The 23,605-nt window shown below is 69.7% G+C and carries 25 protein-coding genes, 1 tRNA gene, 1 pseudogene and 2 riboswitches; of the genes and pseudogenes, 15 read left to right on the top strand and 12 right to left on the bottom strand.

Annotated elements, in window-relative coordinates; genetic code table 11:
* Positions 1-126 precede the first annotated feature (126 nt).
* Positions 127-891 carry a 3-oxoacyl-ACP reductase gene (locus EDD27_RS53445; RefSeq protein ID WP_241564753.1) on the top strand — a complete coding sequence of 255 codons (765 nt, stop codon included), beginning with the start codon at positions 127-129 and terminating at the stop codon, positions 889-891.
* Between the two features lie 11 nt (positions 892-902).
* Entirely contained in the window at positions 903-1,595 is a 693-nt protein-coding gene (locus EDD27_RS53440; protein WP_127940306.1) for a gamma-glutamyl-gamma-aminobutyrate hydrolase family protein, read from the top strand.
* A gap of 15 nt (positions 1,596-1,610) precedes the next feature.
* Here the strand turns inward: EDD27_RS53440 and EDD27_RS53435 are convergent, their stop codons facing one another.
* Entirely contained in the window at positions 1,611-2,453 is an 843-nt protein-coding gene (locus EDD27_RS53435; protein WP_127940305.1) for a hypothetical protein, read from the bottom strand.
* Between the two features lie 93 nt (positions 2,454-2,546).
* Positions 2,547-2,644, top strand: a riboswitch (glycine riboswitch).
* An 89-nt stretch (positions 2,645-2,733) separates the two neighbouring features.
* Positions 2,734-2,832: riboswitch (glycine riboswitch) on the top strand.
* A gap of 32 nt (positions 2,833-2,864) precedes the next feature.
* Here EDD27_RS53435 and gcvT point away from each other — a divergent pair.
* The 3 genes from gcvT to EDD27_RS53420 all read left to right on the top strand — a co-directional run bounded on the left by gcvT (position 2,865) and on the right by EDD27_RS53420 (position 5,774).
* Positions 2,865-3,950 (top strand): glycine cleavage system aminomethyltransferase GcvT, encoded by a 1,086-nt coding sequence (gcvT, locus tag EDD27_RS53430; RefSeq protein ID WP_127940304.1) that lies wholly within the window; start codon positions 2,865-2,867, stop codon positions 3,948-3,950.
* A complete protein-coding gene (gene gcvH / locus EDD27_RS53425; RefSeq protein ID WP_127940303.1) occupies positions 3,947-4,336 on the top strand; it encodes a glycine cleavage system protein GcvH in 390 nt (129 codons plus the stop codon). Before gcvT ends, gcvH begins: the two co-directional genes overlap by 4 nt.
* 61 nt (positions 4,337-4,397) lie before the next feature.
* Complete coding sequence (locus EDD27_RS53420; RefSeq protein ID WP_127940302.1) at positions 4,398-5,774, top strand: L-serine ammonia-lyase; 1,377 nt, start codon at positions 4,398-4,400, stop codon at positions 5,772-5,774.
* 28 nt (positions 5,775-5,802) lie between these two features.
* Here EDD27_RS53420 and EDD27_RS53415 read toward each other — a convergent pair whose 3' ends face one another.
* Positions 5,803-6,336 carry a hypothetical protein gene (locus tag EDD27_RS53415; RefSeq protein ID WP_127940301.1) on the bottom strand — a complete coding sequence of 178 codons (534 nt, stop codon included), beginning with the start codon at positions 6,334-6,336 and terminating at the stop codon, positions 5,803-5,805.
* Between the two features lie 165 nt (positions 6,337-6,501).
* Here EDD27_RS53415 and EDD27_RS53410 point away from each other — a divergent pair, with 165 nt between their 5' ends.
* The 4 genes from EDD27_RS53410 to EDD27_RS53395 all read left to right on the top strand — a co-directional run bounded on the left by EDD27_RS53410 (position 6,502) and on the right by EDD27_RS53395 (position 11,692).
* Entirely contained in the window at positions 6,502-7,674 is a 1,173-nt protein-coding gene (locus EDD27_RS53410; protein ID WP_127940300.1) for a sensor histidine kinase, read from the top strand.
* A 14-nt stretch (positions 7,675-7,688) separates the two neighbouring features.
* Positions 7,689-8,351: a response regulator transcription factor gene (locus tag EDD27_RS53405; protein WP_206642058.1), complete on the top strand. Its 663-nt coding sequence runs from the start codon at positions 7,689-7,691 to the stop codon at positions 8,349-8,351.
* A gap of 109 nt (positions 8,352-8,460) precedes the next feature.
* Complete coding sequence (locus EDD27_RS53400; RefSeq protein WP_127940299.1) at positions 8,461-9,201, top strand: ABC transporter ATP-binding protein; 741 nt, start codon at positions 8,461-8,463, stop codon at positions 9,199-9,201.
* A 1-nt stretch (position 9,202) separates the two neighbouring features.
* On the top strand, positions 9,203-11,692 hold the full coding sequence (locus tag EDD27_RS53395; RefSeq protein WP_127940298.1) for an ABC transporter permease: 2,490 nt from the start codon (positions 9,203-9,205) through the stop codon (positions 11,690-11,692).
* Positions 11,693-11,846: 154 nt separating this feature from the next.
* Here the strand turns inward: EDD27_RS53395 and EDD27_RS53390 are convergent, their stop codons facing one another.
* Positions 11,847-12,116 (bottom strand): hypothetical protein, encoded by a 270-nt coding sequence (locus EDD27_RS53390; RefSeq protein ID WP_127940297.1) that lies wholly within the window; start codon positions 12,114-12,116, stop codon positions 11,847-11,849.
* Entirely contained in the window at positions 12,113-13,234 is a 1,122-nt protein-coding gene (locus EDD27_RS57585; protein ID WP_241564752.1) for a toxin glutamine deamidase domain-containing protein, read from the bottom strand. The genes EDD27_RS53390 and EDD27_RS57585 overlap by 4 nt, the downstream gene beginning before the upstream one ends.
* 281 nt (positions 13,235-13,515) lie before the next feature.
* Between EDD27_RS57585 and EDD27_RS57580 the strand changes: the two genes are divergently transcribed.
* Together EDD27_RS57580 and EDD27_RS59165 are read left to right on the top strand one after the other, a co-directional pair.
* Positions 13,516-13,875 carry a hypothetical protein gene (locus tag EDD27_RS57580; protein WP_127940296.1) on the top strand — a complete coding sequence of 120 codons (360 nt, stop codon included), beginning with the start codon at positions 13,516-13,518 and terminating at the stop codon, positions 13,873-13,875.
* A pseudogene (locus tag EDD27_RS59165) lies at positions 13,817-13,939 on the top strand (HNH endonuclease); the annotation flags it as partial. The gene EDD27_RS57580 and the pseudogene EDD27_RS59165, both read left to right, overlap by 59 nt.
* 48 nt (positions 13,940-13,987) lie before the next feature.
* On the opposite strand, the gene EDD27_RS53370 reads toward EDD27_RS59165, so the two are convergent.
* Positions 13,988-14,070 (bottom strand) — tRNA-Leu (locus EDD27_RS53370).
* A 130-nt stretch (positions 14,071-14,200) separates the two neighbouring features.
* Positions 14,201-14,689 (bottom strand): thioredoxin-dependent thiol peroxidase, encoded by a 489-nt coding sequence (gene bcp, locus EDD27_RS53365; RefSeq protein ID WP_127940295.1) that lies wholly within the window; start codon positions 14,687-14,689, stop codon positions 14,201-14,203.
* Between the two features lie 160 nt (positions 14,690-14,849).
* Between bcp and EDD27_RS53360 the strand changes: the two genes are divergently transcribed.
* Entirely contained in the window at positions 14,850-15,182 is a 333-nt protein-coding gene (locus EDD27_RS53360) for a DUF3618 domain-containing protein (protein ID WP_127940294.1), read from the top strand.
* A 35-nt stretch (positions 15,183-15,217) separates the two neighbouring features.
* On the opposite strand, the gene EDD27_RS53355 is transcribed toward EDD27_RS53360, so the two are convergent.
* Positions 15,218-16,411 carry an amino acid deaminase/aldolase gene (locus EDD27_RS53355; RefSeq protein WP_127940293.1) on the bottom strand — a complete coding sequence of 398 codons (1,194 nt, stop codon included), beginning with the start codon at positions 16,409-16,411 and terminating at the stop codon, positions 15,218-15,220.
* Between the two features lie 138 nt (positions 16,412-16,549).
* On the opposite strand from EDD27_RS53355, the gene EDD27_RS53350 reads away from it, so the two are divergent.
* Positions 16,550-17,152 (top strand): DUF6286 domain-containing protein, encoded by a 603-nt coding sequence (locus EDD27_RS53350; protein WP_127940292.1) that lies wholly within the window; start codon positions 16,550-16,552, stop codon positions 17,150-17,152.
* A complete protein-coding gene (locus tag EDD27_RS53345; protein WP_127940291.1) occupies positions 17,152-17,643 on the top strand; it encodes a hypothetical protein in 492 nt (163 codons plus the stop codon). The genes EDD27_RS53350 and EDD27_RS53345 overlap by 1 nt, the downstream gene beginning before the upstream one ends.
* Before the next feature lie 27 nt (positions 17,644-17,670).
* Here EDD27_RS53345 and EDD27_RS53340 read toward each other — a convergent pair whose 3' ends face one another.
* The 3 genes from EDD27_RS53340 to rph are packed head-to-tail and all read right to left on the bottom strand — an operon-like array spanning position 17,671 to position 20,688.
* Positions 17,671-19,335 carry a molybdopterin-dependent oxidoreductase gene (locus EDD27_RS53340; protein WP_241564751.1) on the bottom strand — a complete coding sequence of 555 codons (1,665 nt, stop codon included), beginning with the start codon at positions 19,333-19,335 and terminating at the stop codon, positions 17,671-17,673.
* 46 nt (positions 19,336-19,381) lie between these two features.
* The gene (gene rdgB / locus EDD27_RS53335) at positions 19,382-19,972 is read right to left on the bottom strand and encodes an RdgB/HAM1 family non-canonical purine NTP pyrophosphatase (protein ID WP_127940290.1); all 591 of its coding nucleotides are present in this window, start codon (positions 19,970-19,972) and stop codon (positions 19,382-19,384) included.
* The gene (gene rph / locus EDD27_RS53330) at positions 19,969-20,688 is read right to left on the bottom strand and encodes a ribonuclease PH (RefSeq protein WP_127941554.1); all 720 of its coding nucleotides are present in this window, start codon (positions 20,686-20,688) and stop codon (positions 19,969-19,971) included. The genes rdgB and rph overlap by 4 nt, the downstream gene beginning before the upstream one ends.
* A gap of 68 nt (positions 20,689-20,756) precedes the next feature.
* Between rph and EDD27_RS53325 the strand changes: the two genes are divergently transcribed.
* Positions 20,757-21,995, top strand: a complete 1,239-nt coding sequence (locus tag EDD27_RS53325; protein ID WP_164904170.1) for an MFS transporter — start codon at positions 20,757-20,759, stop codon at positions 21,993-21,995.
* Here the strand turns inward: EDD27_RS53325 and EDD27_RS53320 are convergent.
* A complete protein-coding gene (locus tag EDD27_RS53320) occupies positions 21,980-22,732 on the bottom strand; it encodes an MBL fold metallo-hydrolase (protein ID WP_127940288.1) in 753 nt (250 codons plus the stop codon). The two genes, EDD27_RS53325 and EDD27_RS53320, sit on opposite strands and share 16 nt — an antisense overlap.
* Positions 22,729-23,553: a glutamate racemase gene (gene murI / locus EDD27_RS53315; protein ID WP_127940287.1), complete on the bottom strand. Its 825-nt coding sequence runs from the start codon at positions 23,551-23,553 to the stop codon at positions 22,729-22,731. The genes EDD27_RS53320 and murI overlap by 4 nt, the downstream gene beginning before the upstream one ends.
* Between the last annotated feature and the right edge of the window lie 52 nt (positions 23,554-23,605).

The following is a 23,605-nucleotide window of genomic DNA, read 5'->3' as shown; positions in this document are numbered from 1 at the left end:
GGAGTGAACCCGACGCAGTGAGCGAAGTGGAGGCCCGACACGTGCCCATGGCGCGCCTTCGGCACGACATGGGACTCCGCGAAGCGAATGAGGAGTGACGAACGACCAAATGAGCAGGGAGTGATTGTGCAGCGGTTGCAGGATCGGGTGGCGGTCATCACGGGCGCGGGCAGCGGCATCGGGCTCGCCACGGCTCGCAGGTTCGCCGCGGAGGGCGCCAAGGTCGTCTGCGTGGACGTCGACGAGGAGGCGGGCGCCAAGGCCGCGAACGAGGTCGGCGGTCTCTTCGTCAAAGCCGACGTGACCAACGAGGACGACGTCGTCAGGATGTTCCGGACGGCGTACGACACCTACGGCAGCGTCGACATCGCCTTCAACAACGCCGGCATCTCGCCGCCCGACGACGACTCGATCCTGGAGACCGGCATCGACGCCTGGCGCCGCGTCCAGGAGGTCAACCTGACCAGCGTCTACCTGTGCTGCAAGCACGTCATCCCGTACATGCAGCGGCAGGGCAAGGGCTCGATCATCAACACGGCGTCGTTCGTGGCCGTCATGGGGTCGGCGACGTCGCAGATCTCCTACACGGCCTCCAAGGGCGGCGTGCTGGCCATGTCGCGCGAGCTCGGCGTGCAGTTCGCCAGGGAGGGCATCAGGGTGAACGCCCTGTGCCCCGGGCCGGTGAACACGCCGTTGCTGCAGGAGTTGTTCGCCAAGGATCCGGAGCGGGCGCAGCGGCGGCTGGTGCACGTTCCCGTCGGGCGGTTCGCCGAGACGTCGGAGATCGCGGCGGCGGTGGCGTTCCTGGCCAGTGACGACGCGTCGTTCATCACGGCCAGTGAGTTCCTGGTGGACGGCGGCATCTCCGGCGCCTACGTGACTCCGCTCTAGGAGGTTCCCTCGTGCGTCCCGTCATCGGCATCACGTGTTACGTCGAACCGGCGAAGTTCACGGTGTGGACGGACATGACCGTCGCGCTGCTGCCGTACATGTACGTGGAGCAGGTCGTCCGCGCCGGCGGGCAGCCGGTCGTGCTGCCGCCGGCCGGCGATCCCGCGCGGCTCGTGGAGCGGCTGGACGGGCTCATCCTGGCCGGCGGGGGTGACATCGCCCCGGCCAGGTACGGCGATGAGCCCGGGGAAAAAATCGGGTATGTCCGCGATTTCCGGGACGAAGCGGAGTTTGCCGTCCTGGGTGCCGCCCTCGACGCCGGGCTGCCGTACCTGGGGATCTGCCGCGGTCTCCAGGTGCTCAACGTCGCCCGCGGCGGCACCCTGCACCAGCACCTCCCCGACGTCGTCGGGCACGAGGGCCACTCCCCCGCGCCCGGCCGCTTCGGCCCGCTGCCCGTCGTGCCCGTGCCGGGCACGCGCCTGGCCAAGGCGCTGGGCACGGAGCCCGTGACGGTCCCGCACTACCACCACCAGGCCATTGACCGGCTCGCCCCCGGTCTCACGGTCTCCGCCACCGCCGAGGACGGCACGATCGAGGCGGTCGAGATGGACGCGGAGTCGTTCACGATGGCCGTGCAGTGGCACCCGGAGGCGGCCGAGGACTGCGCGATCTTCGAATCCTTCGTGGCGGCCTGCCGATAGGGAGGCGGCCCGGCGCTACCGGACGGGCTTCAGCATGCTGTCGAAGACGACGACGCCCGCGCCGTACTTCTGGTCGAATTGACGGCGCAGGTCGTCGCCGGCCAGCCAGGTGGTCACCGTCACCCGGTTCCCGATCTCGTCGGTCGACGCCGACAGGAGGCCGTCGCCCACCGCCTTCTCGGCCTCCCGCTGGATGGCCCGCAACTCGGCCTCGCTGTGCCGGGCGCCGGTCACGCACAACGCTCCGCCCCACACCTCGCGGATCCACTTCTCGCGGCCCTGCAGATCGCCGGTGAATCTCAGGTTGACCACGTATTTGCGCGCGTCAGAGGTCTGTTCCTGCTCAGGGTCGGGCTCCGGCCCGAGCCGGTCGAGCCAGGCGCCCGCGAACTCCTTGGCCGACCGCGCCCGCTCGATCGCCTCGTTCATGGTCCGCTCCGTCGTCCTGGCGGGGTCGACGGGCCGCCAGCCGCCCGCGGGTTCCGGGCACGGGCTCGCGAACCTGTCCGCGCCGCCCGGATCCTCCTGTCCCCGCACCGGCTTCCCCGGCGGCTCCGTCAAGGTCAGCCTGGCGCCGTCCCAGGTGCCCACCACCCGGTACTCGCCCCATTTCACGCCACCCTGCGACTCGTGCTCGACCTTGCTCCAGTCCCAGCCGACGACGTCGGGCCCGCCGCACTGCGGCGGGAGTGACTGGGCCACCATCGAGCACAGCTGGGGCCCGTGCCCGCCGCCTTCGAGCACCGTCAGGCTGGCCTCGTACCGAGGCGGCGGCGCGGGGGAAGCGGCACTCTCGGCGCCGCAGGACGTGATGGTCAGGGCCGCCGCGAGTCCGAGGGCCGTCTTTCGCCGCTTCATTCCCCTTCAACGTGACCGCCGCCCGAGCGGTTCACGGGCGGCGCGAACGCGACAAGACCCCCGTAACGGCACTAGGCTTGCGGACATCACCGGCGAAACCGTGCGGGAGAGCACCCTGACAGCCGGTCAGGGTCCCTGAAGGAGCAAGCCCTCCCCGCAAACCTCTCAAGGCAAAGGACCGCACGGCCCGAATAAGAAAACTGACACAAGCGGACTGCAGCCCTACGCATCGCGCCCGGTACGACCGTAGCGGCAGCCCACGTGGCAGATTTCTCATTCGTAGGTGACCTCTGGAAAGCAGGCCTGTGGGCCTCGCCGAAGGTGAAAGTCCGGCAAAACCCGGGCGAAGCTCTCAGGCATCGATGACAGAGGGGGAGGATGCTGGCATCCGATCCTGTCCTGAGGTGCGATATGTCCCGACCGACACCGCTACGAGACGTTCATGAGAGCCTCGGCGCCACGCTGACCGACTTCGCGGGGTGGCTCATGCCCCTCCGGTACGGCAGCGAGTCCGCGGAGCACAATGCCGTGCGCCAGGCGGCCGGGCTGTTCGACCTCTCCCACATGGGCGAGATCTTCCTGACGGGACCGCAGGCCGGGCAGGCCCTGGACTACGCGCTGGTCGGGCACCTGTCGGCGCTGGTTCCCGGGCGGGCCAGGTACACCATGATCGTGAACGAGCGCGGCGGGGTGCTCGACGACCTCATCGTCTACCGGCTCGGGGACGAGGAGTTCATGGTGGTGGCGAACGCCTCGAACTACGAAAAAGTGGGAAATGAGCTGAAGGAGCGCGCGAAGTCGTACGACGTCGTGGTCGAGGATCGGTCCGACCAGTACGCGCTCATCGCCGTCCAGGGCCCGCGCTCCCAAGAGATCCTCGCCACGCTCACCGACGCCGACCTCGACGGCCTCAAGTACTACGCCGGCCTGCCCGGCCTGGTGGACGGCCGGAATGCGCTGATCGCCCGCACCGGCTACACCGGCGAGGACGGTTTCGAGCTCTTCGTCGCGAACGAGGACGCCGCGCCGCTCTGGCACGCCCTCATGGCGGCCGGCGAGCCGTACGGGATCAGGCCCGCCGGCCTGTCCAGCCGCGACACGCTCCGCCTCGAAGCGGGCATGCCGCTGTACGGCAACGAGCTCAGCGCCGAGCTCACCCCGTTCGACGCGGGGCTCGGCAGAGTGGTGAAATTCGACAAGCCCGGCGACTTCGTCGGCAGGTCGGCGCTCGAGGCGGTCAAGGACGACCCGCCCCGGCGCCGCCTCGTCGGCCTGGTCGCGCGGGGCCGCCGGGTGCCGCGCCACGGTTACCCGGTCACCAAAGACGGCGCCGTCGTCGGCGAGGTCACCAGCGGTGCGCCTTCCCAGACCCTGGGCAAGCCCATTGCGATGGCCTACGTGGACATGGGCGTCGAAGAAGGCCTGGCTGTGGACATCCGGGGCAGCCAAGAACCTATGGACCTGGTAGAGCTGCCCTTTTACAGGAGGAAGAAGTGAGCAACATCCCTAACGAGCTGAGCTACACCAAGGAGCACGAGTGGGTGGCCGGGCTCGATGACGGGCTGACCGTGACCGTCGGCATCACGGCCTACGCCGCCGACGCCCTCGGTGACGTGGTTTACGTGCAGCTCCCCGAGGTCGGTTCGACCGTCGAGGGCGGCGACTCCATCGGCGAGGTGGAGTCCACCAAGTCCGTGAGCGAGATCTACACGCCTGTCGGCGGCGAGGTCGTCGAGGTCAACCAGGCCGTGGTGGACGACCCGTCGCTGGTCAACAGCGACCCGTACGGCGAGGGCTGGATGTTCCGCGTCCGCATGGAAGGCGACACGGAGGACCTGCTGTCCGCCGAGGAGTACGCCGCGCTCACCTCAGGCGAGTCCTGACCCACTTCGCCGGGGCCCTGGCCAATGCCGGGCCCCGGCCTTGCCACGAAAGGCGCCATCAATGGCGATCAGCGTCTTCGACCTCTTCAAGATAGGCATCGGCCCCTCCAGCTCCCACACGGGCGGCCCGATGGCCGCCGCGCACAAGTTCGCCCGAGGCCTGCACGAGGACGGCCTCCTGCCGCGCGTGGCGCGCGTCGAGGCCATCCTGTACGGCTCACTCGGCCTCACCGGCAAGGGCCACGGCAGCGACAAGGCCGTCCTGCTGGGCCTGTCGGGCGAGAAGCCCGAACTCGTGGACGTGGACTCGATCGACGAGCGCCTGGCCGCGATGCGCGCGTCGGGCACGGTCAAGCTGTACGGCACTCACGAGATCCCCTTCGTCGTCGGCGAGGACCTGATCTTCGAACGCAAGATCTCGCTCCCCGAGCACCCGAACGGCATGCGCTTCACCGCCTACACCGCGGACGGCGACGCTCTGCGGGAGAAGGTCTACTTCTCGGTCGGCGGCGGCTTCGTCGTGGACGAGCAGGCCACCGGCGCCGACCGCATCAAGCCGGACGACACCGTGCTCCCCTACCCCTTCACCACGGGCGAGGAGCTCCTCAAGCACTGCTCGAACACCGGCCTGTCGATCTCCGCCCTGATGCTGGAGAACGAGAAGGCCTTCGGCCGCACCGAGGCGGAGATCCGCGCGGGCATCCTCAACCTGTGGCAGGTCATGTCGGACTGCGTGCGCCGCGGCATCGCCAAGGAAGGCGTCCTGCCCGGAGGCCTGAAGGTCAAGCGCCGCGCCAACCAGCTCTACCGCCGCCTGCAGACCGAGCCGCCGGAGAAGGACCCGCTGCAGGCCATGGACTGGGTGACGTTGTTCGCGCTGGCGGTCAACGAGGAGAACGCCGCGGGCGGCCGCATCGTCACCGCCCCCACCAACGGCGCCGCCGGCATCATCCCGGCCGTCCTGACGTACTACACCCGCTTCGTCCCCCACGCCGACGACGACGGCGTGGTCCGCTTCCTCCTCACGGCGGCCGCCATCGGCGTCCTGTTCAAGGAGAACGCCTCGATCTCGGGCGCCGAGGTGGGCTGCCAGGGCGAGGTCGGCTCGGCCTGCTCGATGGCCTCGGCCGCCCTCACGGAGGTCATGGGCGGCACGCCGGAGCAGGTCGAGAACGCCGCAGAGATCGGCATCGAACACAACCTGGGCCTGACCTGCGACCCGATCGGCGGCCTGGTCCAGATCCCGTGCATCGAACGCAACGCGGTCGCCTCCAACAAGGCGATCACCGCGGCGAGGATCGCCTTGCGCGGCGACGGGAAGCACTATGTGGCCCTCGACAAGGCCATCAAGACCATGAGGGACACCGGCCGGGACATGCTGGACAAATACAAGGAGACGTCGCGAGGCGGCCTGGCCGTCAACGTCATCGAGTGCTGATCGACCTCACACGTGGCGAACGCACGGCCTAACCGTTGCTGGTCGGCTCCGTATCGGGTCGGACCCTCATGTCGAACGGCGCCTCGCAGACGATGCCATCACCGGTGTCCTCGCAGACGTCAAGGCGTCGTTCCGGGACCACGAAGCGTTGCGGTCCCCAGCCGGGAGATTCCAGATACACGCGATGATGGTCATGCCGGTCGCCCAGATTGCTCACCAGCGCCACCGTGGTGCCGCCGGACAGCGCACCCACGACGAGGCCGATGAGGCCGGCGCCGACGATCTGGGCCGGCTTCTGCCGGATGAAGTCGCGGAAAGAGGTGTCGGGACGGCGGGACGAACCCCAGCCGGCTGATCCCGGCATGGTGTGCGCGGCCGTGGTGTGGTCCTGGCCGGCGTGAGGACCGGGGCCCGGGGGGATTTCTCCGTACTTCAGGTTGGACTGCTCGGGGTACACGTCCGTGTCGCGCTCGTTCGAGGGGGCCGCAGGCTCCTCCCGGGCGGGGTCGCGCGGTGCTTCCTCGTCACCGCGCGACCCATCGTCGCGATCATGATCCGCCATCACGATCTCCCTTTACTCGCCCGCCGGAGGGGCGCTCCCGGTATAGAGGATGGCCAAACCACCGTAAGACCCGCGTAAGACCTGCGTTGTGTGCGACCTGGGTCGTACTCGTACTTCCGCCTGCAGACGGACCTACGGCGGCCCCGGCTTACATATCGTGAGGATGTGTTCGGCAGGGTACGGGCGTGGTCCAGGCGCCATGAGAAGCTGGCGGGCGCCCTCCGGGTCGCGCCTCTCGCCGCGCTGTGCACGATTCTCGGGGTGCCGTTCGTGACCAACACATCCCCGGGCGGTGGCCAATATGTCGGCTTGGCCGGCTACGTGGGGCTGTCGGTCCTGTTGCTGGTGCCGTTGTTGTGGCCGGGCCGGCCGCTCGCCGCGTTCTCGGCCATCTCGCTGATCTGCTTCGGCCAGTGGGTAGCGGACGTCAACCTGCTGCCTGCCAACCTCTCCGTGCTGGTGGCGCTGTGGGCGGTGGCCTACGAGTGCTCGTTCCGCTGGGCGCTGGCCGCCGGCCTGGTGGCGGAGCTGGGCGTGTTCATGGCGTTGGTCAGCTGGGAGGAGCCCGCGACTTTCGGGATGTTCTTCAGCGGCTCCATCTTCGTGGTCACGATCTGGCTGACCGGCCTGTACGCCAACACCCGCCGCCGCTACCTGGAAGGCCTGGAGGAACGCGCCGAGCGAGCCGAACGCGAGCGGGACCAGCAGGCCAGGATGGCCGCCGCGGCCGAGCGCGCCAGGATCGCCAGGGAGTTGCACGACGTCGTGGCCCACAACGTCAGCGTGATGGTGGTGCAGGCCGACGGCGCCGGCTTCGCCCTGGACAGAGACCCGGAGCAGGCCCGTCAGGCCGTCAGGACCATCGCCAAGACCGGCCGGGCCGCGCTCGCCGAGATGCGCAGACTGGTCGGCGTGCTGCGCGAGAACGAGCACGGCGAGACCGACTACACCCCCCAGCCTGGGCTGGCCCAGCTGGAGGAGCTGATCCGCGGCTCGGCCGTGCCCGCCCGGCTGCGCGTCACCGGCGTGCCCAGCGAACTGCCCGAGGGCCAGCAGCTCGCGATCTACCGCATCGTCCAGGAGGCCCTCACGAACGCGCTCAAGCACGGCGGCCCAGGTGCCGAGGCGCTCGTCGAGATCGAGTACGGCGGTCCCGACCTGCTCGTCCGCGTGACCGACGACGGCAGGGGCGCCGCGGCCCCGCGCAGTCCCGACGGCCACGGGCTGATCGGCATGCGCGAGCGGGTCGGCATGTACGGCGGCGCGGTGTGGGCGGGCCCGCGCTCTGGCGGCGGCTTCGAAGTGCTGGCCAGGTTGCCCATGGTCAAAGCGGCGTAGGAGGAGGCGGCCTGGTGATACGGGTGATGTTGGTCGACGACCAGGAGTTGCTGCGCGCCGGCTTCAGGATGGTGCTGGGAGCGCAGCCGGACATCGAGGTGGTGGCCGAGGCCGGCGACGGGGTGGCGGCTCTGGAGCTGCTGAAGACCACCGAGGTGGACGTCGTGCTCATGGACGTACGCATGCCGAACATGGACGGCGTCGAGGCCACCAGCCGGATCGACGGGCCGAAGGTGCTGATCCTGACCACGTTCGACCTGGACGAGTACGCGTTCGCGGCGGTCAAGGCAGGCGCGGCCGGCTTCCTGCTGAAGGACGTGCCGCCGGACGATCTGGTCAGCGCCATCAGGCACGTGCACGCGGGCGACGCCGTGGTGGCGCCGGCCACGTTGCGGCGCATGCTGGACCAGTTCGCCGCCCAGCTGCCGTCGGGAGAGCCGGCCAGGACGGCCGACCTGACGCCCCGCGAGCGGGAGGTGCTGCTCATGGTGGCACGCGGTCTGTCCAACATGGAGATCGCGAACCGCCTGGAGGTCGCAGAGGCGACCGTGAAGACGCATCTGGGGCGGGTGCTGGCCAAGCTCGGGTTGCGGGACCGGGCGCAGGTGGTCGTGTACGCGTACGAGAGCGGCCTGATCGTGCCGACCCGTCCGTCCTCCCATCAGCCGAACGTCTGACCGGGGTCATCTGAAGTCCGACGGGAAGTCCCTCCTCAGGACCCATGGATCAAGAAATTTCCACTCCTAGCGTGGTTCGCGTTGATCTGGTCCGCGACAAGGAGTGAATGTGACGCTCACCCAGGCCCCGCCTGCCGTGGTGGCGACGAATCTGACCAAGGTGTACGGCCACGGCGACGCCGAGGTGCACGCCCTGCGGGGGGTGAACGTGAGCTTCGCGACCGGGGCGTTCACCGCGATCATGGGCCCGTCGGGCTCCGGCAAGTCCACGCTGATGCACTGCCTGGCCGGGCTCGACACCGCCACCTCCGGCACCGTGCACATCGGCGACGTGGAGCTGACCAGGCTGACCGATCGGCGGCTCACGCTGCTGCGCCGCGAGCGGATCGGCTTCGTCTTCCAGGCGTTCAATCTGCTGCCCACGCTGACCGCCGAGCAGAACATCCGCCTGCCGCTCGACATCTCCGCCCGCCAGGCCGACCAGGCGCTGTTCGACCGGGTGATCGACACGGTCGGGCTGCGTGACCGGCTGGCGCACCGGCCGACCGAGCTGTCCGGCGGCCAGCAGCAGCGCGTGGCCGTGGCCAGGGCGCTGATCAGCAAGCCGCAGGTGATCTTCGCCGACGAGCCGACGGGCAACCTGGACTCGCGCAGCGGCGCCGAGATCCTTTCCTTCCTGCGCACGTCCGTACGCGAGCTGGGGCAGACCATCGTCATGGTCACGCACGACCCGGTGGCGGCCGCGTACGCCGACCGTGTGGTCTTCCTGCGCGACGGCGAGCTGGTCACCGAGATCGCCGCGCCGACGCCGCAGTCCGTGCTGGACACGCTCGTGAAGCTGGAGGGCTGAGGTGCTGAAGACGGCACTGGCCGGGCTGCGCGCGCACCGGCTCCGGCTGCTGCTCACCTCGCTGGCGATCACGCTGGGGGTGGGGTTCATCGCGGGCACGTTCGTGCTGAACGACACCATCCAGGCGGGATTCTCGCAGCGGGTCACGGCCGACGCCGACAAGGTCGACGTGGCCGTGCTGCCGAAGGACCCCGACGGCGTCCTGTCTGAAAAGATCTTGGAGCGGGTGCGCGCCATCGAGGGCGTGACCGAAGCGCAGGGCCTGATCAAGGAGCCCGCGCCGCTGCTCGGCAAGAACGGCAAGGCCGTCGGAAGCGTGCCCACCACGGCCGTCTCGATCGTCCGTGGCCCGTTGGATCGCACCACCATCGTCTCCGGCTCCGGCCCCGGCAGCGACGACCAGGCCGCCGTGCTCGACGAGAACACCGCCAAGGCCCAGGGATTCCAGATCGGCGACACGATCACCGTACTCGACGGCTCGCGGAGCGAGCACCGGTTCAAGCTGGTCGGCCTGCTCGATCCCGGCGTGGACCAGGAGCTGGCATACACCGGCGTGGTCGGCCTCACCACGGCCACCGCGCAGCGGATGACCGGCGCGAAGGGGTACCGCGAGATCGATGTCGCCGGCGAGGCCGCCGGCTTGAAGCAGCTCGTTGCGGCGGCCGCCGGGGCAGGCGCCGTGGTCAAGACCGGCGACGAGCTGGCCGCCGAGCTGGCCAAGGCGGCCGGGTTCGAGATGCGGACGCTGACCATGGGGCTGCTGATGTTCGGCGCGGTGGCGATGATGGTGGCCGCGCTGGTCATCTACAACACCTTCGGCATCCTCGTGGCGCAGCGGACCAGGGAGATGGCTCTGCTGCGGTGCATCGGGGCCACACGAGGTCAGGTGTTCGGCTCGATCGTGCTGGAGTCCGTGGTGGTCGGCCTGCTCGCCTCCGCGTTCGGCCTGGTCATCGGGTACGGCCTCGCGATGCTCGCCCTCACGGTCATCGGCGCGTTCGACGCCCCGCTGCCCACCGACGCGACCGTCACGCTGGCCCCGGCCACGATCGCCATCGGCCTGGCCGTCGGCCTGGTGGTCACGGTGTGCGCGGCGCTGCTGCCCGCCCGGTCGGCCACGCGGGTCCCGCCGGTGGCCGCCCTGCGTACGCAGGTGGAGGAGCAGACGTACCGCACCGGGCTGCTGCGCTGGGGCTTCGCGGCGTTGTTCCTGCTGGCCGGGATGGGGACGACCGGCTTCGGGGTGTGGGGTATGCAGCCCGGCGAGCCGCCCACGTTGTTCGTCGTGATGGCCGGGGGCGCGCTGACCTTCCTGGCCGTGCTGATCCTCGGGCCGGTGCTGGTCAAGCCGCTGAGCGCGGCGGTCGGTTGGATCCCGGCCCGGATGTTCGGCGTACCGGGACGGCTCGCGCTGGACAACTCCGCCCGCAACCCCGCGCGGGCCGCCACCACGACCGTCGCGCTCACCATCGGGGTCACGCTCATGACGTTGATCTCGGTGCTCAGCGCGTCCACGCGGGTGACCGTGTTCACCAAGCTCGACGAGCAGTTCCCCGTCGACTACATGCTGGGCGCGCAGGGGCGCGAGGACGGCGTGCCCCGGTCGGTGGCGCAGGAACTGCGCGGCAAGCCGGAGCTGGCCTCCGTGCTGCAGATCCGCCGGACGCCGACCAAGGTGGCGGGGCGGTCCTACGCCATCGGGACCTTCCACGGGACCGTCACCCCCGAGGTCGTGTCCGGGTCCATGACCGGGTTGTCCGCCGGTGAGGTGGCGCTGCTCGACTACGCAGCCACGGAGCTGGGCGTGACGGTCGGCGGCACCGTGCGGGCCAGGACCGACCTGGCGGGGACCGTGCCGTTGCGCGTGGTCGCCGTGCTGAACGGCGCCAACTCCACGCTGCCTGCCCTCACCGTTGCCGAGCAGCCGTTCGACACCTACTTCGACCGGCTGCCCGACTCCAGCGTGATGATCAACATCCGCGACGGGGTGCCGGCCGAACGGGCCCGCGCCGTGGTGGAGGCCGCCGTCGCCACCCACCCGACCGTCCAGCTGTCGAGCTCGACCGAGGTGCGTGGCCAGTTCGACGAGACACTGGACATGCTGCTCATGATCGTCACCGGGCTGCTGGGGCTGGCGATCCTGATCTCGCTGCTGGGCATCGCGAACACTCTGTCGTTGTCGGTCCACGAACGCACCAGGGAGTCGGCGCTGCTGCGGGCTCTCGGGCTGACCAGGCCGCAGCTGCGCCGGATGTTGTCCATCGAGGCGCTGGTGCTGGGCCTGATCGGGGCGCTGGTCGGGGTCGTGCTGGGCGGTGTGTTCGGATGGGCCGCCGTGATGGCCATGCTGGACGGGGCCGTGTTGTCGGTGCCGGTGCCGCAGATCCTGCTGTTCGTGGTGTTGTCGGGGGCGGCGGGTGTGGTGGCCGCCATCCTGCCGGCCCGACGTGCGGCACGGGCCTCGATCGTCGGCGCGCTGGCGACCGGCTGACCGGACGAACAGGCCTTAAGGCGAATAAATCCGGAGAACACGGATAGAGGGAACACGCGCGCGGGCTGCTCCGGTATCTCGTCCCCAGCAGCCCGCACGCCAAGGGTCGGGCGTCTCATGGGGGCGGCGCCCGGCCCTTTCCGCACTCCACCCGTCATCGGGGGACGGGACCCGGCCACAACTCGGCGACCGTCTCCGGGTCGAGCAGCGGACGGGCCACCACCTCACCCGTGGCCCGGTCGATCACGATGCACCCGCCGCCGACCGTCTCCGGCAACGTGCCGGGATCGTCGGGATCGAGCTCCCGCACCCAGGCGACATATCCGTCGTGGAACCCGAAAATCCCCACAGGCAGCGCCTCGTCGAGCGGCCGTACCCCGTTGAAGTACTCCTCGGCCAGGGCCCGAGCCTGATCCAGATTCATCGCGGCTGCCCCTGCCGGTCGAGGATCACACAGAACACCCCGGTCACCGTCGTGTACGGCGGCTCGACGGACATGTGCCCCCGCTGCGCGTCGATCCAGATCACCTCACCGTCGGCATTGACCGCGTTCCAGGCGTGGGTGCCGCCTCCCGGCCAGCGCACAACGATGACGGCGCAGGCCCCGTGCGCGGCCTCGATCAGCCGCCGCGCGATCATCGGGTACGCGTGCCGGCCCTGGCCGGCGTACTCCAGGCGCTGCCCCACCCACCGCTCGATCCTGGCCCGGCTGTCGCGCTCGCCGGTCAGCAGCGGGCGGCCGATCCGGTCGTACTCGGGCAGTCTGGGCGCGGCCGTGGCAGGCTCACCGTGCCAGGTGGACATGACGGCCAGCGCGCAGTCGGCCGCGTTGGAGGCCCGGAACGGGTCGTCGGCGGGCCCGCCGCCGTTGATGAGTCGTATCCAGGTGCCGCGCGGGTCGGGGAAGCGGGTGCCCGGCGGCAACGCCTCGATCAGGTCCCGCTCCACCTGCGGGTCGGGCTGCGCGAGCCCGCCCGGCACGCCGTACGGGCGGCAGTCGGCGAGCCTCGGCGGCCGGTGCGGCCGCTCGAACCAGTCACCCTCCGTGGTGCGCTCGGCAGGCACCTCCAGAAGGTCGAACCGCAGATCAGAGACCACGGTGGCACCCTCGCCATTGCTCGGCGGCACGGTTCGTGACTCGACCGCAGGCGCAGCGCGCGAGTCGGGAGCAGGCGCCACGCCGGACTCGATAGCGGGCGTCGCACGGTATCCGCTGAGGGGTGCCAGGCCGGATTCGGCGGCGGGCGCCGCACGGCATTCGCCCAGAAACGCCGGGCCGGAATCGGCAGAGGGCGGCGGCGCATCGCCAGGCCGACCCGCGCCAGGCGTGTCCACGGGCTCCGGCACGTCGACAGGCTCTAAGGTGGTCGTGCCCTCGGCAGCCCCGTCACCGGGCATGGGCGCGGCATCCACCTCGGCGGCCCGCTCATAGTCGAGCCACCGCATTCCCTCCCCGACCAAGGGGTTGTACTGCCCCTCGGGAAGAACCCACCGGACACTCGGCTTGCGCTCGTGGAACACGGCCTGCCTCCTGTCATTCATCGGTGACCGATGGTATAGGCGTTGTCACGCTTCGGAGGTGCACTCTGGAAGATTCGCCGCAAGATCAGTGACCGATGAAGCCCGCAAAGCCCAATACCTAAATGCGGGAAAAATGGCCAATTTCGGGAAATAGCGAGTCGGTCATGAGCAGCTTCATTCGGAATTTGTCATTCGGCACGCCTAGGCTTTCTCCATGCCGGACATCGACCCCACCCCAGAAGAGCCGGCGCCCTTCGCTACAGCTCTACTTTCCGCGCGTATCCCCATGTAAATACACAACTGTGGCCGCATCAACCGGCATCAAGGGAGTGCTCAACCACCTGGGGATCCCGCGTAGCAGATCCGCCGTCAGCTTCACGCGTACGGCCGTGCCCGAACCGGCCGGATTTCGGCCCATCCGGCTCAGCGAGGCGGACGTCAGATCGGCCGCCGAGGCGTCACGCTCGGTCGTGTCGATGATGCGCCTTCTCAATCTGCCGGTCACCGAAACGAACCGGCGACGTGTCCTGCGCCGCATCGCCCGCTACGACATCGACACGTCCGGCTTCGACCGCACACGGCAAGGATCCGCGTGCCACTCTGGTGGTACGGGCCTCCTGGCACAGGCCGCACCCCAGGACGCATCCTCCGACGTGCGCTAACGGCGGCCCGCTGGACAACCGCGAGGATAACCTGCGTCTGCTGTGCCCGAACTGCCACTCACAAACGGCCACATTCGCTGGAAGAAAGCAGAGCCGATCCGACAGTCAGATGTGCGGGCGGGGGGACTCGAACCCCCACGGTGTCTCCACCAACAAGACCTAAACCTGCCGCGTATGCCATTTCGCCACGCCCGCGCCGTCCCGCCCAAAGCAGGCCTCACATAGTTTAGCGCTCCCCGCGCGCACAGGGGCCACAGTGATGACGACCCGGTTTCCTTTATGAAGACGGCGCGAGGCCCTCGTGAGGGAAGGCCCCCCGGCCGGGTCAGGCCAGGCCCAGCTTCTTCTTCAGCGACGCCACGTGCCCGGTGGCCTTCACGTTGTAGAGGGCCTGCTCGATCTTCCCCTCGCCGTCGATGACGAACGTCGAGCGAATGACGCCTACTACCTCCTTGCCGTACAACTTCTTCGCGCCGTAAGCCCCGTACGCCTGATGGACGGCCAGTTCGGGGTCCGACAGCAGGGGAAAGGTCAGCGCGTCGCGCTCGGCGAACTTGGCGAGTTTCGCCGGCTTGTCCTTCGACACGCCGAGCACCACGAAACCCTCATCCGTCAACTGGGCCAGGTTGTCGCGGAAATCACAGGCCTGCTTGGTGCAGCCGGGCGTCATCGCGGCAGGGTAGAAATAGAGGATCACTCGCTTGCCGCGGTAGGCATCGAGCGAGACGGTGCCGCCGTCCGCGGTGGGTAGCGTGAAGCCGGGCGCGGCGTCGCCGGGTGCGAGCTTGGTTTCGGTCTGCTGGGTATCTGTCACGGGGCCCTCCTGAGTTTCTCCCCCGCAAACCTACCGGCTACCGGCCCTGCCACCGTGCCGTGCGGTGGAGCGACCTGACAGACTGATCAGGACCAGACCGGACGGAGCTCGCACGGCACGCGGAGCGGGCGCTACCCCGCATACGGTCGAAAGGAGAGCCATGGCTGACACCGATCCCGACGAGCTGGAGCGGCGGATCGCGCGTACACGCGCGGAGTTGGCGCAGACGGTCGACGCCATTGCCGACCGGGTGAGCCCCAAGCGGGTCGCCGAGCGTACGGTGGCCGACGTCAAGAGCCGGGCCGGGCATTTCGTGGCCTCCGTGGGCGATGCCCTGGGAGTGACGCCGAAGCCGGTCGAATTCGGCGACCACCCGGAAGGGGTGTGGGAAGAGGAGCGGCCCAACCTGGCCCCGGTGCTGATCGGGGTGGGCGCGGCGCTGGCCGTGGGGGCCGCCATCGTGCTGTGGCGGCGTCGCCGTCGCCGCATCTGACGTCTGCGTAAGACCTGGCGAGCAGGGCCTCGCCTTCAGAGGAAGGTCTGGCCCTCGCCCCTGTACGTGGGCACCGCCTCCACGAGCGTGTCACCGTCGACGAGGTGCAGGGTGTCGAAGCGCTCGCACAGCTCGCCCGCCTTGGCGTGCCTGAACCACACCCTGTCCCCGATCCGCAGATCCTGGGCCGCCTGGCCGAGCAGCGGCGTCTGCACCTCGCCCGCGCCTTCGTCGGGTGCGTACCGCAGGCCGGCGGGCAGGTACGGCTGCGGCAGCCGGCTCGGCCCCGCCTGCCCGGAGGCCACGTAGCCGCCGCCGAGCACCGTCACCGTGTCCGGGCCCGGCCGGCGCACCACGGGCAGCGCGAACAAGGCGGCAGGGTGGCCGGTGAAACGGCGGTAGAAGTCGAACAACCGGGGATGGAACAGGCCGGAGCCGGCGGCGACCTCCGTGATCGCCTTCTCACGTACGGTCCGCTCGATGGACCCTGTGCCGCCGGCGTTGACGAACTCGAGGTCGGCGACCTGGCGGACGGCGTTCACGATGCGGCCGCGCCTCATGATGAGCTCCCTGGCCGATTGCGCCTGCATGAGGCGGATGGCGCGGGCGTACACAGTCTTCCCCGGCGGGGCGTCGCCGATGCCGGCGATCTGGGCCTCGTACGCCAGCAGGCCGGCCAGCCGGAAGCCCGGTCGTTTGGCGACGGCGGCGGCCAGGTCGGCGGCCTGCTCGGCGTCGCGGATGGGCGACCGGAGAGCGCCCGCCCGAAATTTCCCGCCAAAGGCGGTATATCCGGCATCGAGGTCGATGCATACCCGGATCTCAGCGCGTGGCCGCGCCGCCGCCACGGCCGCCTCGATGAAGTCCAGGTGAGCCGCGGAGTCGATGGTCACCGTGACGTGGCCGGCCACCCGTGGATCCCCGGCCAGCGTCGCCAGAGCGTGCCGGTCGGCCGTCGGGTAGGCCACGAGGATGTCGGTGAAGCCATGGCCGGCCAGCCACAGCGCCTCGGGCAGCGTGAAGGCCATGATCCCGCGGAAGCCGTCCATGGCCAGGACACGTTCGAGCACCGCGCGGCTGCGTACCGACTTGCTGGCCACCCGGATCGGCTTGCCGGCCGCCCGCCGTACGAGGTCGGCCGCATTGGCACGCATGGCCGCCAGGTCGATGATCGCGAAGGGCGGCTCCAGGGCCGCTGTGGCGCGGTCGTAACGCTGGCGGTCGTCCATACGAGCAGGGTAACGGCATTATGGGGCAAATGAATATGAGGGCAATTCATATTCGTCCGGCTCCCCGTAATGTTCGGGCAAATCGGCGGCGAGGGGGCGGTTCAGGTCGTGCGTGCCCCATGTACGTCTGTCGTTGTGATGACCACGCTTCAGCAGCAACGCCCCGGCGCCCCCGCCACCACCACGCCACACACCGCGCTGCGTACGGCGAGGAGAGCGCTCAGGCCGGCGCGCACCCTGCCGGGAGCCGTCGTCTCGCTCGCGCTGGCGGCCGGGCTGGGGACGACCGCGGCAGAGGTGGTGTCGGCGCTGCTCGGGCACCCGCTCGGCTGGGTCCCGGTGAACGAACTCATCGAGGTCGCCGGTAAAACGACGTGGCGGGAGGCGGCCACGGCCGCCCTGGTGACGACGGGCGCGGGCACGCTGATGGTGCTGCTCGCGATCGTGCCCGGCCGCTGCCGGCTGGTGCCGGTGCAGACCGCCGATCCGCTGATCGTCATCGGCATCACCCGCTCCGGCCTGCGCCGCACCCTGCGGGCGGCCGCCCAGCAGGTGGCCGGGGTCGACAAGGCCCGGGTACGGCTGCGCAGGCGCACCATCGAGGTCACCGTGATGACCGGGGCCGAGAGCTCGGGTTCGATGCTCAGGCAGGTCGGCACCGCGGTCGGCGACCGGCTGGCCGGGGTGGGCACACTCGGCACCGGCGAGGTCGTCGTCCGCCTGCGCAGAAAGGGACCGTGATGCGTCAATACGCCGGCAACCGCATCGGCCTGGCCATCGTCGGCAGCACGCTGGCGGGACTGGGCGCGTACGCCTGGCTCCGCGGCCAGGGACGTCTCTTCGACCTGCCGCCGAACACGAAGATCCTCCCCGCCCAGGCGTCCCGAGCCCTGGCCGCCGAGCCCTGGCTGCTGTGGGCCCTTGCCCTGGCCCTGCTCCTGCTGTCCCTGGGCGCCCTCCGCTGGCTGCTGCTCTGCCTGGGCTGGGGCCGCCGCGGCGCCCGCAACGGCACGGGCACGGCCATGCTGCACGTCGGGCTCAAGGGCGTGGAAGGGCTGGGCCGGGCGGGGGTGCGGGTCGGGCCGGACGGTGTGCGCATCGCCCTGTCCTGTCCGGAGACGGCCGACGTGGGGGCGGTGGTGAGCAAGCTGGACCACGACATCGTGGGGAAGATCCGCCGCGAGATCCAGGACGACGCCCCCACACTCGTGCGGCTGCACGTGCGCCGGTAGGTCTGTCTGCGTCGGCCTGTCGTCGGGCTAAGCCACCCGCACGGAGATGGTGTGCCACCCGGTCGCGCCGTCAGGGGCGGGTGGCGCCTGCTGCTCTGTCTGGGTGTGTCCGGAGGCGTCGGTGGCCCGCACCTGGATCGTGTGCTGGCCGGGGGTGGCGTCCCAGTCGAGTGACCACTGCCGCCACGTGTCGGGGCCGGGGACCTGCGCCAGCCGCGCCTCGCGCCAGTCGCCGCGATCCACCCGTACCTCCACGGCGTCGATCCCCGTGTGCTGGGCCCACGCCACGCCCGCGATCGTGGTACGTCCCGCCTTCAGCGAGTCCCCCTGCCTGGGCAGGTCGATGCGCGACTGGGTCTTGACAGGGCCCATGGCCGACCAGCCGCGCGGCGTCCAGTACGCCTGGTCCCTGTCGAACCTGGTCACCTTGATGTCCACGACCCACTTGGTGGCCGACACGTACCCGTACAAGCCGGGCACCACCTGCCGCACCGGGAAACCGTGATCCACGGGGAGGACCTCGCCGTTCATCGCCACCGCGAACAGCGCGTCGCGGCCGTCCATGACCACGTCCACCGGGGTGCCGCAGGTGAAGCCGTCGGCGGAGGTGGACAGCAGCATGTCGGCGTTCGCCTGGAGGCCCGACCGGCGCAGCACCTCGGCCATGCGGACGCCGAGCCAGCGGGCGTTGCCGACCAGGTCGCCGCCCACCTCGTTGGAGACGCAGGTGAGCGTGACGTCGGCTTCGGTGAGCGGCATCTTGAGCAGGTCGGCGTAGGTGATCTCGATGGGGCGGTCGACCATGCCGTGGATGCGGAGCTTCCACTTGTTGGGGTCGACCTGAGGGACGATCAGGGCGGTGTCGATCCTGTAGAAGTCCTGATTTTTCGTGATGAACGGGGACAAACCGCTGATGCGGAGGTCTGCGCCTGCCGGGATGGGCCTGGCGGGGATCGTGGGCTTGGGCAGCGCCAGGCCCACCCGAGCGGCGCTCACCGTCCGCCGCTCGCCTACCTGCCACCCCAGCACGGCCGACGCACCGGCGACCACCACGCCACCGGCGACCCCGGTCAACAACCGCCGCCGATCCAACGCGGACGGCACCACACCCGCCGACGACACCGTCCCACCAGCCGACGGCACCCCATGGTCGGTGGCATGGGTGGCACCGGTCGCCGGGGCCCCACGACCGGCGGCGCCTGTCGTCTGGACACCACCGGCGGTGCCCACCATCTGGGCGCGATCGCCTGCTGCCCGCCGTACCAGCCACGAGAGCGTCCACGCGCCCGCCGCCACCCCCGCTGCTGTCGGCAGCACGTCCGTGACTCCCGCGCTGTCCGGCCGGGTCACGACCGCGAACGCCCCGACCACTCCGAACACGCCCAGTCCAGCGAGGCCGTAGGCGAGCCGCCGCCGCAGGGACAGCACGCCGATGGCCGCGGCGACCAGGGCGAGCACCACCAGCACCCCACCCACGAGCACCGGCTTGTCGTAGAAGCCGAACGTCTCTTTCGCGAAGTCCACGACCGGGGCGGGCGACAGATCGACCGTGGCGTCGGCCACGGCGAGGACGGGAAACGCCTCAGGTCTGACGAACCCGGCCACGAGCTGCGCGATCCCGAGGGCCACGCCCCCGGACACCAATCCCGCCAAGGCGCCCGCCCAGGCGGGCACCGTCTGATTCCTCTGCACAATGCGACGGTACGTCGCCCTTCGCCACAGTGTTCTTACGCGATGGTTACGTGGTCAGCAGCTCGCGCACGATCGGCGCCAGCGCGCGGAAGGCCCGCCCCCGATGGCTGATGGCGTCCTTCTCCTCGGGAGACATCTCGGCGGTAGTGCGCTCGTGCCCGTCGGGTACGAAGATCGGGTCGTAGCCGAACCCGTTGGACCCGCGCGGTGTGGTGACGAGGCGGCCCGGCAGCGTGCCCTCGACCACGCGGGACTCGCCGGACGGCAGCGCCAGCACGGCGGCGCAGGCGAAGAAGGCGGTCATCCGGTCGGCGGGGACGTCGGAGAGCTGGGCGAGCAGCAGATCCATGTTCGCCTGGTCATCGCCGTGCCGCCCGGACCAGCGGGCGGAGAAGACGCCCGGCATGCCGTTGAGCACGTCGACGCACAGTCCGGAGTCGTCGGCGACCGCGGGCAGGCCCGAGCCCTGGGCGACCGCGTGCGCCTTGAGCAGGGCATTCTCTTCGAACGTCACGCCGGTCTCGGCGACCTCGCCGATCGAGGGGAACTCCTCGAGCCCCACGATGTCGAACCCGGACAGGATGCGCCGCAGCTCGGCGATCTTGCCCGCGTTGCGGGTGGCCAGCACGATCGTCATGACTCCAGGGCCTCCTGCTGGATCAGCGTGAGCTCCTCACAGCCGACCACGGCCAGGTCGAGGAGCTGGTTGAGCACGCCCCGGTCGAACGGAGCGCCTTCGGCGGTGCCCTGCACCTCCACGAAGCTGCCCTCCCCCGTCATGACGACGTTCATGTCCGTCTCGGCGGCGACGTCTTCGGCGTAGCAGAGGTCGAGCATCGGCACCGCGCCGACCACCCCGACGGAGACGGCCGACACGGAGCCGATCAGCGGGTCGCCCGGGCACATGCGCCGCTCACGCATCCAGGCGACCGCGTCGGCCAGCGCCACGTATGCGCCGGTGATCGCGGCGGTCCTGGTGCCGCCGTCGGCCTGCAACACGTCGCAGTCGAGCAGAATGGAGTTTTCCCCCAACGCTTTGTAATCGACGCATGCGCGGAGCGAACGTCCGATCAACCGGGAAATCTCGTGAGTCCGGCCGCCGATTTTGCCGCGGACCGATTCTCGATCGTTACGTGTATTGGTCGCTCGCGGAAGCATGGCATATTCGGCCGTAACCCAGCCCTGGCCGCTGCCTCTGCGCCAGCGGGGCACGCTGTCCTGGACCGAAGCCGCGCACAACACCTTAGTGCCGCCGAATTCGACCAGCACGGAGCCTTCGGCATGGGCCAGCCAATGCCTGGTGATGGTGATCGGGCGAAGCTGGTCAGGGTTGCGGCCATCCTGTCGGGACATGCAGATCACCCTATCTCCGAGCCACAACGCTCTTGACCAAATGTGTCCGACACATGGATCCTTACGCAATGACAACGGGGGTGTTGCGGAACCCTGACTTCCTTCGCTTCCTCAGCTCGCATGTCGCCAACGAACTCGGCGCGAATTTCTCCCGCGTGGCCCTCCCGCTGGTGGCCGTGCTCGTGCTGCATGCGGGTCCTGCGGAAGTCGGCGTGCTCGCCTCGCTGCAGACGGCCGCCTATTTGCTGATCGGCCTGCCCGCGGGGGTGTGGGTCGACAGAATGCGCCGGCGGCGCGTGATGATGGTGTCCGACGTGGCCAGATTCGTGCTGCTCGGGAGCATTCCGGTGGCGGCCGAGCTGGGCGTGCTGTCGATCGAGATGATGTTCGTGGTGGCGCTGCTCGCCGGCACGGCGCAGGTCTTCAACGACGTGGCGGACCAGACATACCTCCCCAAACTGGTCAACAATCAGCAGCTCAGCGACGGCAACGGGAAGCTGGAGGCCGTGCGGGCAGGCGGGATCCTCGCCGGACCCGGCTTGGGGGGCGCGCTGGTGCAGTTGGTCGGCGCTTCGCGCACGATGGCCGCCACCGCGCTGGCCTCGCTCGCGTCGGTCTTCTTCCTGTCCTCGATCAAGGCGCCGGACAACGCCCCTTCTGCCGCCGAGCACCCGCCGCTCCTGCGCGGGATCGGCGAGGGGCTCTCATACCTGTGGAACGACCGGCTGTTGCGCATGTTCGTGGCGTCCTCGACCATCGGCAACCTCTGTGTCAGCGCGGTGCTCGGCCTGTCGGTGTTGTTCCTGGCCGAGGAGGTCGGTCTGACGCCCGGCGTGATCGGCGTGCTGCTCATGTCCGGCGGGCTCGGCGGCCTGATCGGCGGTTTGTCCGGGGGCTGGCTGTCCAGGAAGTTCGGCACGGCCAGGATGACGTGGCTGGCCGTCACGGTGGGCGCGCCCTTCAGCCTGCTGCTTCCGATGACACAGGCCGACTGGCGGGTGGCGTGCTTCGCGATCACCTCGATCATGTTGTCGTGGAGCGCTGCATTGTCGAACGTGGGGCAGAGCACCTACCGGCAGACGGTGACCCCCGAGCACTTGCTCGGCCGGGTCAACGCCTCCGTGCGGTTCATGACCTGGGGCGCCCTGCCGCTGGGCGCATTACTCGGCGGGCTCATCGCCCAGCAGATCGGCGTACGCCAAACGTTGTGGCTGTTCCTGGCGGGCAGAGTGCTGTCGTTCGTGCCGCTGTTGTTCTCCCCGCTGCCCCGTCTGCGTGACTTCGACGAGGTTCACGCCAGGTCGTAGACCGCGCCGCTGCGGGCCAGCTCGAACGGGCCGTCGTAGCCGCCTCTGGAGGCGTCGTCGAGGACGGTGGCCTGGTTGTTCCAGGGGACGAGGTGGGTGAGCACGAGCCGGCCGACACCGGCCTTGGCGGCGTGCTCGGCGGCTTGGCGGCCGGTCAGGTGCAGGTCGGTGGGCAGGCCTGGCTGCTCGATGAACGACGCCTCGCACAGCAGGAGGTCGGCGCCCGCGGCCAGCTTGACCAGTTCGTCGCACTCGCCGGTGTCGCCGGAGTAGGCCACGGCCTTGCCGCCGGCCGCGACGCGGAAGCCGTACGCCTCGACCGGGTGGTTGACCAGCCCCGCGGTGAGGGTGAACGGCCCGATCTCGAACGAGCCGGGTTCGAGCGGCACGAAGTCGAAGGCGGTCTCCAGGCCGGGCTCGTCCGGCATGCCGTACGCGGCCGACAGCCGGGTGGGAGCGTCGGCGGGCGCGTAAACGGGCACGGCAGGGTACGGCGCCTCCGGCCCGTACGTCCGCGCCACGTGATAGCCGCAGATGTCCAGGCAATGGTCGGCATGCAAATGGGACAGGCAGATCGCGTCCACGTCGTACAGGCCGATGTGGCGTTGGAGCGCGCCCAGCGACCCGCTGCCGAGGTCGAGCAGCAGCCTGAACCCCTCCGTTTCGAGGAGGTAGCAGGACGCTGGGCTGTCGGGGCCGGGATAGCTGCCCGAACATCCGACGATGGTCACCTTCATGTGGGCCTCCCGTTAAAGGTAGTACCCCCCACTGGTGCGACTTCGACCACATCGATCTCCGGGCCCAGGAAGCGCCGTCCGAGCCGGGCGAAGAGCAGGGAGTCGCCGGTGGCGCGGAAACGGTGCCGGGGGGTGGCCTCGCTTCCGGCCGCCAGTTCGCGGTCGTGCAGGATCCGGTAGACGTCTTTCGCCGTCTCGTCAGCGCTGGAGACCAGCGTGACCTCGTTACCGACGACGTACGAGATCGCGCCGGCGAGCAACGGGTAATGGGTGCAGCCGAGGATGAGGGTGTCGCACCCGGCGGCCCTGATGGGTTCCAGGTAGTCGCGCACGACCTCGATGAGCTCGTCGCTCATCGTCTCGCCTCGTTCGACGTACTCCACCAGGCGTGGGGCGGCCACGCCGGTGAGCTGCACGTCGGGAGCCGCGGTGAAGGCGTCGTGATACGCCATGGACTCGATGGTGGCCCTGGTGGCGATCACGCCCACTTTCCCGTTGCGGGTGGCACGCACCGCGCGCCTGGTCGCGGGCTGGATCACCTCGATGACCGGCACGTCGTAGCGCTCGCGGGCGTCGCGCAGCACGGCGGCGCTGGCGCTGTTGCACGCGATCACGAGCATCTTGACGTCGTGCTCGACGAGGTGGTCCATCACTTCCAGGGCGTAGGCGCGGACCTCCGCGATGCGTTTCGGCCCGTACGGCTGACGGGCCGTGTCGGCCACGTAAGTGATCGATTCCTGGGGCAACTGGTCGATGATCGCCCGGGCGACCGTCAAGCCGCCGACTCCGCTGTCGAAGATCCCAATACTCGTGTCCGGCACGCTTCAGAGAGTAGGCGACCCGCCCGATCAACACTGCGTAAGAATCCTCACA

The sequence above is a fragment of the Nonomuraea polychroma genome, assembly GCF_004011505.1.
GTDB classification, from domain to species: domain Bacteria; phylum Actinomycetota; class Actinomycetes; order Streptosporangiales; family Streptosporangiaceae; genus Nonomuraea; species Nonomuraea polychroma.
The sequence above is the reverse complement of the archived record's forward strand: the minus strand, read 5'-3'. Positions and strand labels throughout refer to the sequence as shown.

What these genes read in the sequence shown, in the direction of transcription:
- EDD27_RS53355 (WP_127940293.1), bottom strand. Translation starts at nt 16,411, where the DNA reads ATGGACGACCGCCAGCGTTACGACCGCGCCACAGCGGCCCTGGAGCCG.
- EDD27_RS53345 (WP_127940291.1), top strand. Translation starts at nt 17,152, where the DNA reads ATGCGTCAATACGCCGGCAACCGCATCGGCCTGGCCATCGTCGGCAGC.
- EDD27_RS57585 (WP_241564752.1), bottom strand. Translation starts at nt 13,234, where the DNA reads ATGAATGACAGGAGGCAGGCCGTGTTCCACGAGCGCAAGCCGAGTGTC.
- EDD27_RS53360 (WP_127940294.1), top strand. Translation starts at nt 14,850, where the DNA reads ATGGCTGACACCGATCCCGACGAGCTGGAGCGGCGGATCGCGCGTACA.
- gcvT (WP_127940304.1), top strand. Translation starts at nt 2,865, where the DNA reads ATGTCCCGACCGACACCGCTACGAGACGTTCATGAGAGCCTCGGCGCC.
- rph (WP_127941554.1), bottom strand. Translation starts at nt 20,688, where the DNA reads ATGTCCCGACAGGATGGCCGCAACCCTGACCAGCTTCGCCCGATCACC.
- EDD27_RS53320 (WP_127940288.1), bottom strand. Translation starts at nt 22,732, where the DNA reads ATGAAGGTGACCATCGTCGGATGTTCGGGCAGCTATCCCGGCCCCGAC.
- EDD27_RS53415 (WP_127940301.1), bottom strand. Translation starts at nt 6,336, where the DNA reads ATGGCGGATCATGATCGCGACGATGGGTCGCGCGGTGACGAGGAAGCA.
- EDD27_RS53435 (WP_127940305.1), bottom strand. Translation starts at nt 2,453, where the DNA reads ATGAAGCGGCGAAAGACGGCCCTCGGACTCGCGGCGGCCCTGACCATC.
- EDD27_RS53350 (WP_127940292.1), top strand. Translation starts at nt 16,550, where the DNA reads ATGACCACGCTTCAGCAGCAACGCCCCGGCGCCCCCGCCACCACCACG.
- EDD27_RS53390 (WP_127940297.1), bottom strand. Translation starts at nt 12,116, where the DNA reads ATGAATCTGGATCAGGCTCGGGCCCTGGCCGAGGAGTACTTCAACGGG.
- EDD27_RS53420 (WP_127940302.1), top strand. Translation starts at nt 4,398, where the DNA reads ATGGCGATCAGCGTCTTCGACCTCTTCAAGATAGGCATCGGCCCCTCC.
- EDD27_RS53325 (WP_164904170.1), top strand. Translation starts at nt 20,757, where the DNA reads ATGACAACGGGGGTGTTGCGGAACCCTGACTTCCTTCGCTTCCTCAGC.
- rdgB (WP_127940290.1), bottom strand. Translation starts at nt 19,972, where the DNA reads ATGACGATCGTGCTGGCCACCCGCAACGCGGGCAAGATCGCCGAGCTG.